This is a genomic window from Stenotrophomonas oahuensis (genome assembly GCF_031834595.1).
Taxonomy (GTDB): domain Bacteria; phylum Pseudomonadota; class Gammaproteobacteria; order Xanthomonadales; family Xanthomonadaceae; genus Stenotrophomonas; species Stenotrophomonas oahuensis.
Genome location: NZ_CP115541.1, coordinates 1,079,001 through 1,094,619, shown reverse-complemented (window position 1 = coordinate 1,094,619; position 15,619 = coordinate 1,079,001). Strand labels below are relative to the sequence as shown.

General features: G+C 65.9%; 10 protein-coding genes and 2 riboswitches. Of the genes, 4 read left to right on the top strand and 6 right to left on the bottom strand.

Features of this window, described 5'->3' with window-relative positions:
- Window positions 1-62: 62 nt before the first annotated feature.
- The gene (locus tag PDM29_RS04830) at window positions 63-1,859 is read right to left on the bottom strand and encodes an endonuclease (protein WP_311192751.1); all 1,797 of its coding nucleotides are present in this window, start codon (window positions 1,857-1,859) and stop codon (window positions 63-65) included.
- A gap of 317 nt (window positions 1,860-2,176) precedes the next feature.
- Between PDM29_RS04830 and PDM29_RS04825 the strand changes: the two genes are divergently transcribed.
- Both PDM29_RS04825 and groL read left to right on the top strand, forming a co-directional pair.
- On the top strand, window positions 2,177-2,464 hold the full coding sequence (locus tag PDM29_RS04825) for a co-chaperone GroES (protein WP_125359377.1): 288 nt from the start codon (window positions 2,177-2,179) through the stop codon (window positions 2,462-2,464).
- A gap of 34 nt (window positions 2,465-2,498) precedes the next feature.
- Window positions 2,499-4,145 carry a chaperonin GroEL gene (gene groL / locus PDM29_RS04820; RefSeq protein WP_311192750.1) on the top strand — a complete coding sequence of 549 codons (1,647 nt, stop codon included), beginning with the start codon at window positions 2,499-2,501 and terminating at the stop codon, window positions 4,143-4,145.
- A gap of 108 nt (window positions 4,146-4,253) precedes the next feature.
- Here groL and PDM29_RS04815 read toward each other — a convergent pair whose 3' ends face one another.
- Complete coding sequence (locus PDM29_RS04815; RefSeq protein WP_311192749.1) at window positions 4,254-5,405, bottom strand: serine hydrolase domain-containing protein; 1,152 nt, start codon at window positions 5,403-5,405, stop codon at window positions 4,254-4,256.
- 344 nt (window positions 5,406-5,749) lie between these two features.
- Between PDM29_RS04815 and aroG the strand changes: the two genes are divergently transcribed.
- Entirely contained in the window at window positions 5,750-6,823 is a 1,074-nt protein-coding gene (gene aroG, locus PDM29_RS04810; RefSeq protein ID WP_311192748.1) for a 3-deoxy-7-phosphoheptulonate synthase AroG, read from the top strand.
- Between the two features lie 49 nt (window positions 6,824-6,872).
- Here aroG and PDM29_RS04805 read toward each other — a convergent pair whose 3' ends face one another.
- From PDM29_RS04805 to PDM29_RS04790, 4 genes are all read right to left on the bottom strand, one after another.
- Complete coding sequence (locus PDM29_RS04805; protein ID WP_311192747.1) at window positions 6,873-9,932, bottom strand: efflux RND transporter permease subunit; 3,060 nt, start codon at window positions 9,930-9,932, stop codon at window positions 6,873-6,875.
- Window positions 9,929-13,033, bottom strand: a complete 3,105-nt coding sequence (locus PDM29_RS04800; RefSeq protein ID WP_311192746.1) for an MdtB/MuxB family multidrug efflux RND transporter permease subunit — start codon at window positions 13,031-13,033, stop codon at window positions 9,929-9,931. The genes PDM29_RS04805 and PDM29_RS04800 overlap by 4 nt, the downstream gene beginning before the upstream one ends.
- Window positions 13,030-14,178 carry an MdtA/MuxA family multidrug efflux RND transporter periplasmic adaptor subunit gene (locus tag PDM29_RS04795; RefSeq protein ID WP_311192745.1) on the bottom strand — a complete coding sequence of 383 codons (1,149 nt, stop codon included), beginning with the start codon at window positions 14,176-14,178 and terminating at the stop codon, window positions 13,030-13,032. The genes PDM29_RS04800 and PDM29_RS04795 overlap by 4 nt, the downstream gene beginning before the upstream one ends.
- A 199-nt stretch (window positions 14,179-14,377) precedes the next feature.
- The gene (locus PDM29_RS04790) at window positions 14,378-14,995 is read right to left on the bottom strand and encodes a trimeric intracellular cation channel family protein (protein ID WP_125359370.1); all 618 of its coding nucleotides are present in this window, start codon (window positions 14,993-14,995) and stop codon (window positions 14,378-14,380) included.
- A gap of 84 nt (window positions 14,996-15,079) precedes the next feature.
- Window positions 15,080-15,170: riboswitch (glycine riboswitch) on the bottom strand.
- An 8-nt stretch (window positions 15,171-15,178) separates the two neighbouring features.
- Window positions 15,179-15,273: riboswitch (glycine riboswitch) on the bottom strand.
- Between the two features lie 26 nt (window positions 15,274-15,299).
- Between PDM29_RS04790 and PDM29_RS04785 the strand changes: the two genes are divergently transcribed.
- Window positions 15,300-15,596, top strand: coding sequence for a GIY-YIG nuclease family protein (locus PDM29_RS04785; RefSeq protein ID WP_311192744.1), 297 nt, complete (start codon window positions 15,300-15,302; stop codon window positions 15,594-15,596).
- Window positions 15,597-15,619: the final 23 nt, after the last annotated feature.

The window sequence follows — 15,619 nt, the reverse complement described above, 5'->3', positions numbered from 1 at the left end:
GGGCTTGCCCGGCTACCGCGGAAATCCGCGGCACCGGGCTCCACCCGGCACCACGTCACGCCTCACTCAGCCAGCTGGCAGGTCGCCGGCTTGGCCGACGTGAACAACGCGGGCGTCGCCCATTCAGGATGATCGATGAACGGATTGCGGTTGCCCTGGAAGCTGAAGATCACTTCATTTCGGGCCTTTTCGGCGGCAGTCGGCGGGTCTGCCAAGTGCCAGTCGATCAGCGTCGACAGCAGGCCCATGTAGGCCGGCGAGGACGAGGTCTTGACGATTTTGCTGCGGTCGTCGGTCAGCTCCAGGTCCGGCTCGCTCTGCCCGGTGGCCGCGTCCTTGCCGCCTTCATAACGGATCGCCATGTACATCACCGCACGCGCCATATCGCCCTTGCGCTGGCCCCACACCTCGAACGTGCCGGTGTTGCCATCGGGAGTGCGCACCCAGTTGGAGTTGCCCGGGTAGCCGCCGCTGCCACCGCCCTGACCGTTGTTGTTTTCGGTCGCGCGCTCGCCGCAGTTGGCGTCGCACTTGGCGAACGGCTTGTTGCCACGGTCGGCGTTCCACTGCGCGTCACTCAGGTAAAGCATGTGGGTGTCGGTATAGGGCGCATACGGCAGGCCCTTGTCGCCGGTGGTGCTGGCAAAGCCCAGCGAGTTCGGCCAGGTGTGCTCGCGGTTGTAGGTAAGCCCGCTGCCGGTGCCCGCGCGATCACTGCCCTTGGTGTAGCTGCGGTTGCGGTACACGTCGAGGATCTTGCCGCTGTTGTTGGGATCCTCGTCGGCAATTTCCAGAATCGTCCAGGTGCTGGTGCCCGAGCCGCTGTACGGGTAGGCGGTATGCCCCTTGATGGTCTCGTGCAGCGAGCAGCGCAGCTGGCTCGGGCTGGAGGTGTTCACCTTCGAGTAGTAGCTGCCCGGATCCGGATCGGGGCCCGGGTCACCACCACCGCCACCGCTGGCGACAGTGAAGGCGATGCGGGTGTCGGCGGCCGGGCGGGCGCCCTGCGCGTCCTTGATGCGGGCCGCGCGGATGTCGAAGCGGCAGGCTTCCCCCGCTTCCAGCGCGGTGTTGGTGGACAGCGTGAAGGTGGTGCCGCTGCTGGGGTGGGTGAGGGGGACCGTGCCGGAGGTGCCGCAGCTGAGCGTGAACGCCCCGCTGCTGACGGTGACCGACTCACTGAAGGTCACCACCAGGTCGGCGGCGGCCGGGAAGCTGGTCGAACCCTGTTCCGGCGTCGTCGTTTTCACCGACGGCGGGGTATTTGGCCCGGTGCCACCACCGCTGCCGCTGAAGGTCTGGCCATTGTTGCAGGCGCCGAAGGTCTGCGCGGCCGAGGGAGCCCAGGTGAAGTGGCTGTACTGGCTGCCGCTGCCGGTGAGCTGTAGCGAGGTGCCGGGGGCGGTGCTGTTGCTTTCGCTGACCGGAATGTTCTGGCTGGTCAGGCCGGCGGCCGGGCCGCCGGAGGCGGTGATGGTGCCTTCGTAGCTGATGAACTGGACCACGGTGCCACTGGCGTCGACCAGGGCAATGCCGTCGTTGGAGCCGTTCTGGAGGCCGTTGGTGGGGTAGGTCACCGTGGCGATGCGGGCGCTGCCGCAGCTGGCGGCGGTGCCGGCCGGTACCGGGTTGTTGGCGTAGACGGTCGCGGCCGAGGGGGTGCTGCCGTTGTAAAGGTACAGCCGGTAGGTGCTGAGATCCTCGCCGCCGGTGGCGACCACCTCGATGGCTTCGCCGACATCCCCGGCCGGGGTGCTGTCGTCGTAATGCAGTTCATTGATGAATACGTCGGCATTGGCAGGGCCGGCGGCGGTCAGGGCCAGCAGGCAGGCCAGGTAAAGCGGGCTCGATAACCTCATCTACCACTCCTTGTGATTGGGTTGTGCCGGGCGAATCTAGCCAATCCAGATGACGGAATGTCGCAATCGGCACTACACACTGCGACCTGCGTCAAGAAATTGGCGGTTTATTTGATCGGAGTGCTGCCGAACGCGCCGGATCGGGCTGCTTGCGGCAAAAAAGTTCGTAATCGACCCTTGAAAGGGTGGGGGACAGCACCATCTCTGCCCTGTCCCGGATCGCCGGGCTTTTTTGCGAGCGGTGCTGGCAGTCGCCTGGGGCGAGTGCTAACATCGCCAGACTTTTTCAGACCAATCAATAACTTAAGAGGTCACTCATGAGCATCAAGCCGCTTCACGACCGCGTCGTGGTCAAGCCGATCGAAGCCGACGAAATTTCGGCCGGTGGCATCGTGATCCCGGATTCGGCCAAGGAAAAGTCCACCAAGGGTGAAGTCGTGGCCGTGGGCCCGGGCAAGCCGCTGGACAACGGCAGCGTGCGCGCGCCGGCCCTGAAGGTGGGCGACAAGGTGATCTACGGCCAGTACGCCGGCAGCACCTACAAGGCAGACGGCATCGAGTACAAGGTGCTGCGCGAAGACGACGTGCTGGCCGTCATCGGCTGATCCCGTTTCCAAATACACATAGAAGGTAATCGCAATGGCTGCCAAAGATATTCGTTTCGGTGAAGACGCTCGCTCGCGCATGGTGCGCGGCGTCAACGTGCTCGCCAATGCCGTCAAGGCCACCCTGGGCCCGAAGGGCCGCAACGTCGTGCTGGAAAAGAGCTTCGGCGCCCCGACCATCACCAAGGACGGCGTCTCCGTCGCCAAGGAAATCGAACTGGCTGACAAGTTCGAGAACATGGGCGCGCAGATGGTGAAGGAAGTCGCGTCGCGTACCAACGACGACGCCGGCGACGGTACCACCACCGCCACCGTGCTGGCCCAGGCCCTGATCCGCGAAGGTGCCAAGGCCGTGGCCGCCGGCATGAACCCGATGGACCTCAAGCGCGGTATCGACAAGGCCGTTGTGGCCGCCGTTGCCGAGCTGAAGAGCATTTCCCAGCCGACCGCTGACGACAAGGCCATTGCCCAGGTCGGCACCATCTCGGCCAACTCCGACGAGTCGATCGGCAACATCATTGCCGAAGCCATGAAGGAAGTCGGCAAGGAAGGCGTGATCACTGTTGAAGAAGGCTCGGGTCTGGAAAACGAGCTGGACGTGGTCAAGGGCATGCAGTTCGACCGCGGCTACCTGTCGCCGTACTTCATCAACAACCAGCAGTCGCAGACCGCCGACCTGGATGACCCGTTCATCCTGCTGTACGACAAGAAGATCTCCAGCGTGCGCGACCTGCTGCCGGTGCTGGAAGGCGTCGCCAAGGCCGGCAAGCCGCTGCTGATCGTCGCTGAAGAAGTCGAAGGCGAAGCGCTGGCCACCCTGGTGGTCAACACCATCCGTGGCATCGTCAAGGTTGTGGCCGTCAAGGCTCCGGGCTTCGGCGACCGTCGCAAGGCGATGCTGGAAGACATGGCCGTGCTGACCGGCGGCGTGGTGATTTCCGAAGAAGTGGGCCTGTCGCTGGAAAAGGCCACCATCAACGACCTGGGCCGCGCCAAGAAGGTGCAGGTTTCCAAGGAAAACACCACCATCGTCGATGGTCTGGGCGACAAGGCTGCCGTGGAAGCACGCGTGGCCCGCATCAAGACCCAGATCGAAGACACCTCCTCGGACTACGACCGCGAAAAGCTGCAGGAACGCGTGGCCAAGCTGGCCGGCGGCGTGGCCGTGATCAAGGTCGGTGCCTCGACCGAAATCGAAATGAAGGAAAAGAAGGACCGCGTCGACGACGCCCTGCACGCCACCCGTGCAGCCGTTGAAGAAGGCGTGGTGCCGGGCGGCGGTGTGGCCCTGGTGCGTGCCGTCAGCGCCCTGGCCGGCCTGAAGGGCAACAACGAAGACCAGAACCACGGCATCCAGATCGCCCTGCGCGCGATGGAAGCCCCGCTGCGCGAAATCGTCGCCAATGCCGGCGAAGAGCCCTCCGTGATCGTCAACAAGGTCAAGGAAGGCAAGGGCAGCTTCGGCTACAACGCCGCCACCGGCGAGTTCGGCGACATGCTGGCCTTCGGCATCCTGGACCCGACCAAGGTGACCCGTTCGGCCCTGCAGAACGCCGCTTCGATTGCTGGCCTGATGATCACCACCGAAGCCATGGTCGCCGAGTCCCCGAAGAAGGACGAGCCGGCCCTGGGCGGCGGCGGCATGGGCGGCATGGGTGGCATGGGCGGCATGGACTTCTAAGGTCCACGCACCCGCGACGCCTGTCGTGATGCATTGAAGAACCCCGCCAATGGCGGGGTTTTTCTTTTGTTGGGATGGGTATGCGTGGTTGCCGGCCAGCGGCCGGCACTACCGGGCGAATTCCTTCTTTCCGTATTCCCAGTTCCACGGTGCCCCGGTTTGCCCCAATACAAACCGCACCAGCGCGGGAAACGCGGCCTCCGCACGCACGTCATTGCCCAGAATCACCACGCATCGCCGTCCGCGCTCAACACACACCATTGTGTTGCCCACCGCGTCGTCGTGACCGCCCTTGTAGAACCCATGCCCCTGCGGCCCATCGAACACCACCACGCCCAAACCGGCGGCCAGGTCCTTGCGGCGCTGCGCCGGCGGTAGTTCGTTCTGCAGGGTGGGGAACTGCGAGGCCGTTGTGATCGGCCACTGCGCGCGCACCATTTCCCTGCGTGAGGCCGGCGAGAGACCCTCGCCACGCACCAACCCGGCCGCCAGCCGCGCAATGTCGTTCGGTGTGGTATCCATCGAACCGGCCGCGCGCACGCGGCTGCGCTCATCATGCGGCTCGGTGCTGCCGTCCGCGGCCCAGCCATCGGCCAGATTGCCGGCAAAATCTTCCCGCCACATCATGCTGGTACGGGTCATTCCGAACCGGTCGAACACGCGGCGTTGCATCTCCGTGCCCACGTCCAATCCGAGCCCGCGTTCCAGTACGAACTGCAGCAGGATCAGCCCTTCGCCGGAATAGGCGTATCGCGTGCCGGGATCGAAGTGGATGCGCAGCTTTCCTTCCGGCTCCAGGAACGCGAAGTTGGAGAAGCCACTGCGATGGCTGAGCAGCATGCGCGCGGTGAGCTGCCGCCAGCGCGGGTCATCCTTCAGCGTGGACCACGGTGCGTACTTCTTCTCGTCCGGATAGTCCGGCAGTGGGCGATCCAGATACGCCGCAATCGGGCGATCCAGGTCGATCACGCCTTCGTCGACCAGCTGCAGCACCATGTAGGCGAATGCCGCCTTGGTCAGCGACGCGGCGTACATCACCGTGTCCGGGGTCAGCGGCTCACCTGCGGCATTACGCTTGCCAAGTGCGTGCACCTGCACCACCTGTCCGTCATCAATGATCGCGAGCGCCAGACCTTCGGCGTGGGTGGCGCGCATCAGGCGCTGCATTTCTGCATCGACTGTCGCAGCAGAGGGGAGGGCATCAGCGGCCAGCAGCGGGCCGGGCAGCAACAGCGAGAGCAGCAGGGCGAACGGGCGCATGCACGGCACTCCTGGCGGGGTTTGAACGCATCCTGAGGGGCTGGGTGCCGGTAATCCACCGCCGGAAGTCATCCTGCCGCCCGGCTGCGGGCGTGGGTGAACGGCATGCTGCAGTTGCGTATGTAACAGTTGGCAGCCCCGAAACCCTGTGCTATCAATAGCCTCCAATGAACGCAGCCCGCGCCAGCTTTTACTTTTGGTATTACTTTCCGAAGCCGCTGGCGGAGGAAGGACTGCGCTCACCCTGAAGAAACTTCAGACGCATTCCCGAAAGCCGCCAGCGCACCTGGCGGCTTTTTTGTTGCCGCCGCGCTGGGGACCCCCACCTTCAAGGAGACACCCCCATGCCCCCGCACACCGACGACCTTCGCATCCGAAAAATCGAACCGCTCACCCCGCCGGCGCAACTGCTGTCCATGCTGCCCTGTGACGATGAAGCGTCCGACACGGTCAGCGCCTCGCGCGCCCGCCTGCACGAGATCCTGCAAGGCCGTGACGACCGCCTGGCCGTGGTGATCGGGCCGTGCTCGATCCACGACCCCGTGGCCGCCATCGAGTACGCCCAGCGCTTGAAGCCGCTGCGCGATGCCTACGCCGACGACCTGGAAATCGTCATGCGCGTGTACTTCGAGAAGCCGCGCACCACGGTGGGCTGGAAGGGGCTGATCAATGATCCGGACCTGGATGGCAGCTTCCAGATCAACAAGGGCCTGCGCATTGCCCGCGGTCTGCTGCGTGACATCAACAAGCTAGGCCTGCCGGCGGGCGTTGAGTTCCTCGACGTGATCTCGCCGCAGTACATCGCCGATCTGGTGGCCTGGGGCGCGATTGGTGCGCGCACCACCGAAAGCCAGGTGCACCGTGAGCTGGCCTCGGGGCTGTCGTGCCCGGTGGGCTTCAAGAACGGCACCGACGGCAATATCAAGATCGCCGCTGATGCGGTAGGCGCGGCGTCCAATCCGCACCACTTCCTGTCGGTGACCAAGCAGGGCGACACCGCCATCGTGGCCACCGCCGGCAACCCGGATTGCCATGTGATCCTGCGCGGCGGCAAGGTGCCGAACTACGATGCAGAGAACGTCGAAGCGGCCAGCCAGGTGCTGGGCAAGGCCAAGCTGCCCGCACGCCTGATGATCGATGCCAGCCACGCCAACAGCAGCAAGAACCCGGAAAACCAGCCGAAGGTGATTGCCGATATCAATGCGCAGCTGGCCGCCGGTGAGCAGCGCATCGTAGGTGTGATGGTGGAAAGCCACTTGGTGGCCGGCCGCCAGGATCTGGTGGAAGGGCAGCCGCTGGTGTACGGGCAGAGCATCACCGATGGCTGCATCGGATGGGATGCGAGTGTAGAGGTGCTGGAGTCGCTGGCGCAGGCGGTGCGTGCGCGGCGTGCGGCACGGTTGAGCGAGGCGGCGTAAAGCGGGGCGTGCCCCGCTGCCGGGCCACGAGTGCCGGGCAAGCCCGGCACTACCGCCGCACTTTCGCCAAGGCCAGATAGATCGCCGGCGTGGTGTACAAGGTCAGCCACTGGCTGACCAGCAACCCGCCGACGATCGCGATGCCGAGTGGCTGGCGCATCTCCCAGCCCTCGCCCGTCGCCAGCATCAGTGGCAGGCAACCCAGCAGTGCGGCCACGCTGGTCATCAGGATCGGGCGGAAGCGCAGCCGCGCCGCTTCCAGCACCGCGTCATGCGGCGACAGCCCACGACCGCGCTCAGCCGACAGCGCGAAGTCGATGATCAGAATGGTGTTCTTCATCACCACCCCCACCAGCAGGAACAGGCCAAGCAGCGAGATCAGATTCAACTCGTTGCCGAACGCCATCAGTGCCAACAGCGCGCCAACACCTGCCGAAGGCAGCGTGGACAGAATCGCCAGCGGCAGCACCGCGCTTTCATACAGAATGCCCAGCACCAGATACACCGCCAGCATCGCGCCGAGTACCAGCCACAGCTGACGGCTGCGCAGCTGCTCCAGTCCGCCCGCTTCGCCACTCAGGCGTGCCTGCACATGCGTGGGCAGCATGATGCCCGCCATGGCACGGTCAATCGCCTGCACCGCCTGGTCCAGACTGACCCCCGGGGCCAGCGCGAACTCGATCCAGATCGAGGCGAACTGCTGGCTGTGGTAGATCCGATCCGGGGCCATGCCATAGCGCCAGCTCGCCACGGCTGACAGCGGCAGGCGCTGACCATCCTTGCCGATGACATGAATCTGATCCAGTGTGGTCGGGTCCTGGGTATAACGCGGGTCCAGTTCCATCACCACCCGGTACTGGTTGAGCGTGTCGTACAGCGTGGCGACCTGGCGCTGGCTGAAGGCGTTGTTGAGCACCGAGGCGATCATGCGCATGTCCACCCCCAGCCGCGCGGCGGCGTCACGGTCGATGTCCAGCACCACCTGGCGCATGCCCTGGTCGCCCTGTGATTCCACATCCACCAGTTCGGGCAGGGCGCGCAGTGCCTCGCTTACCTTCGGTGCCCACTCACGCAGTGGTTCGAGGTCGGCCGAGAGCAGCTGGAACTCGTACTGTCCGCTGTCGCCGCCGCCTTCCAGCTTGATGTCCTGATCGACCCACAGGAACAGGCCGCCGCCGGGAATCTTCGGCAGGTTCGCGCGCAGACGATCGATCACCTGCTGGCTGGAGACGCGACGCTCGGACAGCGGCTTCATCTTGATCATGATGAAGGCGTTGTTGACCCCGTTGCGACCCCCGACATAGCCGATGATGTCGCTGATGGCGGGGTCGGCCAGCAGCAGTTTGCGGTAGGCGTCGATCTTGGGCTGCATCACCTGGAAGCTCAGCCCATCGTCACCGCGGGCGAAGCCGCGCAGCTGGGCGGTGTCCTGCTTGGGCACGATGCCCTTGGGGACCTGCTGGAACAGCCACACGTTCAAGCCGATCACCGCCACGAACAGCAGCAGTGGTACCGCCAGACAACGCAGCATGCGCGCCAACCCGCGGACATAGGCATTGCGCAGGCGCTCGAACAGCGCCGTGCCGGCACGCTGCAGCCGGTTGCCCGGCCCGCTGCGCGGCGCACCCAGCAGGCGGGCACACAGCATCGGGGTGAGGCTCAGTGACACCAGCAGTGACATGCCCATGGCCGCGACCAGGGTCAGCGAGAACTCACGGAACAGGCGCTCGACAAAATCGTCCAGGAACAGGATCGACACAAACACCACTGCCAACGCGATGTTCATCGACAGCAGGGTCGCACCCACTTCGCCCGCACCACGCAGCGCGGCCTGCAGCGGCGATGCCCCCAGCTCACGATGGCGGGCGATGTTCTCCAGCACCACGATGGCGTCATCCACCACCAGCACCGCGGCCACGATCAGCGCCATCAGCGACAGCGTATTGAGCGAAAAGCCCAGCAGGGCGATCACCGCCAGCGCGCCGAGCAGCGATACCGGAATCGCCGCGCTGGGAATCAGCGCCGCACGCCAGTGACCCAGGAAACCGAGTACCACCAGCACCACCAGTGCGATGGCCAGCACCAAGGTGAGTTCGGCTTCGCGCAGGGTGGCGCGGATCACCGGCGAGCGGTCCATCACCAGGTGCATGTCCACGCTGGTCGGCAGCAGTGCCTGCAACGTGTCCATCTGCGCGGTGATGGCGTCCACCGTTTCGATGATGTTGGCGTCGGGCTGTCGGCTGACAATCACCAGCACTGCGGGGCGTTCGTTGTGGAAGCCACTGGCGTAGCGGTCCTCCACGCCTTCGCCGACCGTGGCCACATCGCGCAGGAACACCGGACGCCCGTCGCGCAGGGCGACGATGAGGTCGCGGTACTCGGCGGCGGTGCGCAGCTGCAGGGTGGCATCCAGCTGCCACTGCTGCGATACGCTGGCCACACTGCCCAGGGGTTTGAGCGCATTGGCATTGCGGATCGCAGCCGCCACGTCGTCCAGTGCGATCCGGTACTGGTTCAGTGCATTCGGGTCCAGTGACACCCGCACTGCCGGCAGCGAGCTGCCGCCCACCTGGACCTCGCCCACCCCCGGAATCTGCGCCAGCTTCTGTGCGATCACCGTCGAAGCCACGTCGTACACCTGTCCCGGCGAGAGGCTGTCCGAGCTCAACGCCAGCGCCAGGATCGGTGCCTGCGACGGGTTCACCTTGTGATACTGCGGCATGCCCGGCATGCCGCTGGGCAGCTGCGCACGCGAGGCGTTGATGGCGGCCTGCACTTCGCGTGCTGCGCTGTCGACGTCAACGCCCAGTTCGAACTGCAGCTCCACCTGGGTGGAGCCCTGGGTGCTGGCCGAATCGATCCGGGTCAGGCCGGGCAGGGTGCCCAGTGCGCGCTCCAGCGGGGTGGCCACGTTGGCCGCCATCGACTCCGGGCTGGCCCCGGGCAGACTGGCGCGCACATTGATCGCCGGGTAGTCCACCTGCGGCAGCGGAGCGACTGGCAGCAGGCGCAGACCTAGCAGTCCGGCCAGCACCACGGCCACTGCCAGCAGCGTGGTCGCCACCGGGTGCAGTACGAACCAGCCGATCACCCGCGATAGGGGGCTCACGCGTTGGCCTCGGCCACGTGCTCATCGGCCTCCGCGCGGCGGCGGAAGCGGTCGAAGAACAGGTAGATCACCGGGGTGGTGAACAGGGTCAACACCTGGCTGACAATCAGGCCACCCACCATCACCAGTCCCAGCGGCTGGCGTAGTTCCGCGCCGGAGCCGCTGGCGAACATCAGCGGAATCGCGCCGAACAGCGCCGCCAGCGTGGTCATCAGAATCGGGCGGAAGCGCAACAGCGCCGCCTGGTGGATCGCCCGGCGCGGATCAAGACCGTGCTCGCGTTCGGCTTCCAGCGCGAAGTCGATCATCATGATCGCGTTCTTCTTCACCAGGCCGATCAGCAGCACGATGCCGATCACTGCGATCAGGTCCAGGCTGCGACCACTCAGCAGCAGTGCCAGCAGTGCGCCCACGGTGGCCGAGGGCAGGGTGGACAGAATGGTGATGGGATGGATGAAGCTCTCATACAGCACGCCCAGCACCAGGTACATCACGACCACAGCGGCCAGCACCAGCCACAGCGTGCTCGACAGAGAAGCACGGAACGCATCGGCGGCACCCTGCAGGCGCAGCTCCACGCTGGCCGGCAGGCCGATGGCATTGCGTGCGCCTTCGATGCTGGCCACCGCCTCGCCCAGTGACGCGTCGGGTGCGAGGTTGAACGAGAACGTCACCGCCGGGAACTGCCCCACGTGATTGATCAGCAGATGCGCCGGACGCTGTTCGATGCGGGCGATGCCACTCAGCGGCACGGGCCGGCCATCGACACCGGCCACATGGATGCGCTCGATCGCATCCGGACCAAACGCGGCATCCGGACGCGCCTCCAGTACCACGCGGTACTGGTTGGCCTGGGTGAAGATGGTGGAGATCTGGCGCTGCCCGAACGCGTCGTACAGCGCGTCGGCCACCGCATCCACGCTGATGCCCAGACGTGCCGCCGCAACCCGGTCGATCAACACGTGGGCCTGCAGGCCGCGATCCTGCAGATCGCTGGCCACGTCCCTCAGGGCGGCCTGCTGTTGCAGGTGCGCCAGCAGCTTGGGCGTCCACTGCGCCAGCTCGGCGTTGTCGGGGCTGGTCAGGGTGAACTGATACTGGGTGCGGCTGATCCGGTCTTCGATGCCCAGCTCCTGCACCGGCTGCAGGTACAGGCGGATGCCCGGCACCTGCGCCACCCGCTGCTGCAGGCGTTCGATGATGGCCGCTGCGCCGGCGTCGCGCTGTGCGTGTGGCTTCAGCTCGATCAGCAGGCGACCGCTGTTGAGCGTGGCGTTGCTGGCGTCCACGCCGATGTAGGACGACAGGCTGGCCACGTCCTCGTCCTGCAGCAGGGCATCGGCCAGTGCCTGCTGGCGCTGGGCCATGGCCTGGAACGAGATCGACTGCGGTGCCTCGCTGATGCCCTGGATCAGCCCGGCGTCCTGCACCGGGAAGAAGCCCTTGGGCACCCACAGATACAGCAGCGCGGTCAGCAGCAGCGTGGCCACGGTGGCCCCCAGCATCAGCGGCTGGCGCTGCAGCACCCAGTGCAGCTGGCGGTCGTACATCGCCACCACACGGTCGAACGGGTCACCCTGCTGGGCCGATTCCTGCCCGTCCGGATCGCGGCGGGTGGCATGACCGGCCTTGAGCAGGCGAGCGCACATCATCGGGGTGAGGGTCAGCGACACCAGCAGCGAGATGCCGATGGCCACCGCCAGGGTGATCGCAAATTCATGGAACAGCTTGCCGACCACGTCGGCCATGAACAGCAGCGGGATCAGCACGGCGATCAGCGAAAGTGTCAGCGAGATCAGGGTGAAGCCGATCTGCTTCGCGCCCTTCAGCGCCGCCTGGCGCGGCGTCTCTCCGCGCTCCAGATGACGCGCGATGTTCTCCAGCATCACGATCGCATCGTCGACCACGAAGCCGGTGGCGATGGTCAGCGCCATCAGCGTCAGATTGTTGAGCGAGAACCCGGCCAGCAGCATCACCCCAAACGTGCCCACCAGCGACAGCGGCACCGCGATGCTGGGAATGATCGTGGCCGGGATGTTGCGCAGGAACACGAAGGTGACCATCACCACCAGCGCGATGGCGATCACCAGTTCGTGCCGCACGCCGCGGATGGACGCACGGATCGACTCGGTACGGTCACTCAGCACCACCACGTCCACACCCTTGGGCAGCGACGCCTGCAACTGCGGCAGCAGCTCACGCACCCGGTCCACCACCGCGATCACGTTGGCACCGGGCTGGCGCTGGATGTTGATCAGCACCGCCGGCGTGGTACCGGACCATGCCGCCAGCTCACGGTTCTCGGCTCCGTCTTCCACAGTGGCCACGTCGCCCAGGCGCAGCGGCGCGCCATCGCGGTAGGCCAGGATCAGCTGCTGGTACTCCCGTACCGAGCGCATCTGGTCGTTGGCATCAAGCATGATCGCGCGGGTGGGACCATCGAAGCTGCCCTTGGGCATGTTGACGTTGGCCGCACCGATCGCATCGCGGATGTGGCCCATGCTCAATCCGTTGGCCGCCAGGGCGGTCGGGTTGACCTGGATGCGAACCGCCGGACGCTGCCCACCGGCCAGACTGACCAGGCCCACGCCCGGCAGCTGCGACAGACGTTGCGCCATGCGCGTGTCGACCAGGTCATACACCTGCGGCAGGGCCAGGCTCTGCGAGGTCACTGCCAGGGTCAGAATCGGCGTGTCGGCGGGATTGACCTTGCGGTACACCGGCGGCACCGGCAGGTCGTCGGGCAGGAAGCTGTCGGCGGCATTGATCGCCGCCTGCACTTCCTGTTCGGCCACACCCAGCGCCACGTCCAGGGTGAACTGCAGGGTGATCACCGAAGCACCACCGGAGCTGGTGGACGACATCTGCTTCAGACCGGGAATCTGCCCCAGCTGCCGCTCCAGCGGCGCGGTCACTGCACTGGTGGTCACGCCTGGGCTGGCACCGGGATACAGCGTGGTCACCTGGATGATCGGGTAGTCCACCTGCGGCAGGGCGGCCACCGGCAGCAGCCGATACGCCAGCACGCCAGACAGCAGCAGCGCCACCATCAGCAGCGTGGTCGCTACCGGGCGCTCAATGAACGGGCGCGAGAGGTTCATGCGCCTTTCCGCGCGCTGTCCGCCTCGGTCACGATCAACACAGGGGCACCGTCGCGCAGGCCATCGATGCCTTCCACCACCACGTTCTCGCCGGCCTTCAATCCTTCGCGTACCGCCACGCGCTCGCCATCGGCAGGGCCGAGCACCACATTGCGCAGGTGCGAGGTGTTGTCCGGCGCAATCACGTACACGTAGCTGCCCTTGCTGCCGAACTGCACGGCGGCATTGGGAATGACCACGCTGTCGGCGCTGCTGACCTGCAGGCGCACGTTGACGAACTGGTTCGGGAACAACGCCTCGTCGGCATTGGCAAACTGCGCGCGCAGCTTCAGCGTACCGGTGGCGGTATCGATGCGATTGTCGAGGCTGGACAGCACGCCGTTGCCCAGCGCCTGGCGCTCCTCACGGTCCCAGGCTTCCACGGTGAGCTGCGGGTTGGCGCGCGCGGCGCTGACCACTGCCGGCAGGTCGGGTTCGGGCACGGTGAACAGCACGCTGATCGGCGTGGTCTGGGTGATGGTGGCCAGCGCATCGGTGTCGCCACTGCGGACCAGGTTGCCCACATCCACGTTGCGCAGGCCCATGCGTCCGGCCACCGGCGCGGTGATGCGGGTGTACTGCAGCTGCAGGCGGGCTTCATCCACGGCGGCCTGGTCGGTCTGGCGGCGGCCTTCCAGCTGGCGCACCTTGCTGCGCTGGTCGTTCAGATCCTGCGCCGAGACGAAGCTCTGCCGCTGCAGTTCCTCGAAGCGCTTGAGCTGGCTGCGTGCGTTGTCCAGTTCGGCCAGGTTCTGCTGCTGGGTGCCCAGCGCCCGCGTCAGCTGTACCTGGAACGGGCGCGGGTCGATCTCGGCGATCAGGTCGCCGGCCTTGACGTGCTGGCCTTCGGTGAATGTCAGCCGCAGCAGTTCCCCATCCACGCGGCTGCGCAGACTGACCGTGTTCAACGGGGTGACGGTGCCAAGGGCCTTGAGTCGCACCACCAGGTCTTCCTGGCTCGCCGTGGCGACCCGCACCGGGGTGGCCTGCGGCGGCCGTTCGGTCGGCGCGGCGCTGCCTGGTGCGAGCAGCTTCCAGCCGGCAACGGCAGCAAGGCCGACGGCGGCGGCGATCAGCAGGGACTTGGTCAGGCGAGGTGAAGACATACGCATCCTGCGCACCCTCGGGCAGAGCAGTGCGTCCATGGGGACCGGCCGCAAGCGGCAGATCGGAGCAACGGGGGAGGGTGTCTGGCAGACCGCGGGCATGCCACGGCCATTGGCTGGATGCCGTTCAGAAGAACGGGCCACCCATGATACAGATGGCCCGCTTATGTCTCACATGACAATGGTCATGGGCGATGGGTCAATGCACCTCATCCCGGTACACGAACTTCGGCATCTCCCACCGGAAATGAATCGCCAGCAGCCGGAACGCAAAACCGCCGCCCAAACACCACAACGTAGCGGCATTCAACGACACCCCCAGTTCCAGCAACCCCAGATACGCCGCACCGGTCAGCAACGTCACCACCGCATACAGCTCCTTCTGGAAAATCAGCGGCACCTCGTTGCACAACACATCGCGCAGCACGCCGCCAAACGCGCCGGTCAACATCCCCGCTATCAGCACGATCGGCGCAGCATGGCCGGCCTCACGCGCCACCGCACAGCCAATCAGGGTGAACGCCACCAGCCCCAGCCCATCCAGCACCAGAAAGGTGCGGCGGAAGTGGTGCATCCAGCGCGCCAGCCAGGTCGCGATCAGCGCCGCACAGATGGTGAAGCCCAGGTACTCCGGATGCTTCACCCAGCCCAGCGGGTAATGCCCGAGCACGATGTCACGCAGCGACCCGCCGCCCAACGCGGTGACACAGGCAATGATGATCACGCCGAACAGGTCCATGCGGCGGCGGCCGGCCGACAGCGCGCCGGTCATGGCTTCAGCCGAAATGGCGATGAGATAGATGATGGAGAGCAGCATGGGGGAGGCTCCGGTACGGCAGGCAGGAACACGAACGCGCGCCCCGCCCATGCGCGGGCACAGGTGGGGTTCAACGTCGGTTGCCGCTCCCGCTGTCCTTTTGCCTGAGAGTTCGGTGGCCAGGCCACGTGCCCCTTCGGCGGGTCAGTGAAGACCTCTCTCCAGATCGGCGTGCTGGATGCATGGTTGGTGGCGTATCGAGCCACCGGCCTGAGCGATTATGGGAGCCTGCGCCTTCGGCGGGTGCCAGCGTGGCACCTCTCTCCTGCATCCGGGGGCGATTCTAGCAGCCAGGGGCCGGTCAATGCCCGATAATCCCCCCATGGTTGCTGAACCCGCCCCTTGGTACGTGTACCTGCTGGAATGCCGCAACGGCAGCTATTACGCCGGCATCAGCAATGACGTGGAGGCCCGCTACCAAGCCCATCTGGCGGGGAAGGGCGCGCGCTATACCCGCGCCAACCCGCTGGTAAAGCTGCTGGCCAGCCGCGCCTACCCGGACCGGGCGGCGGCTTCGAAAGCCGAATGGCAGCTCAAGCGCCAGCCGCGGGCACGCAAATTGGCGTGGTTGCTGGCGGCGGAAACTGTGTTGCCAGGGTAGGGCGGCTCGGCCACAATCCGATC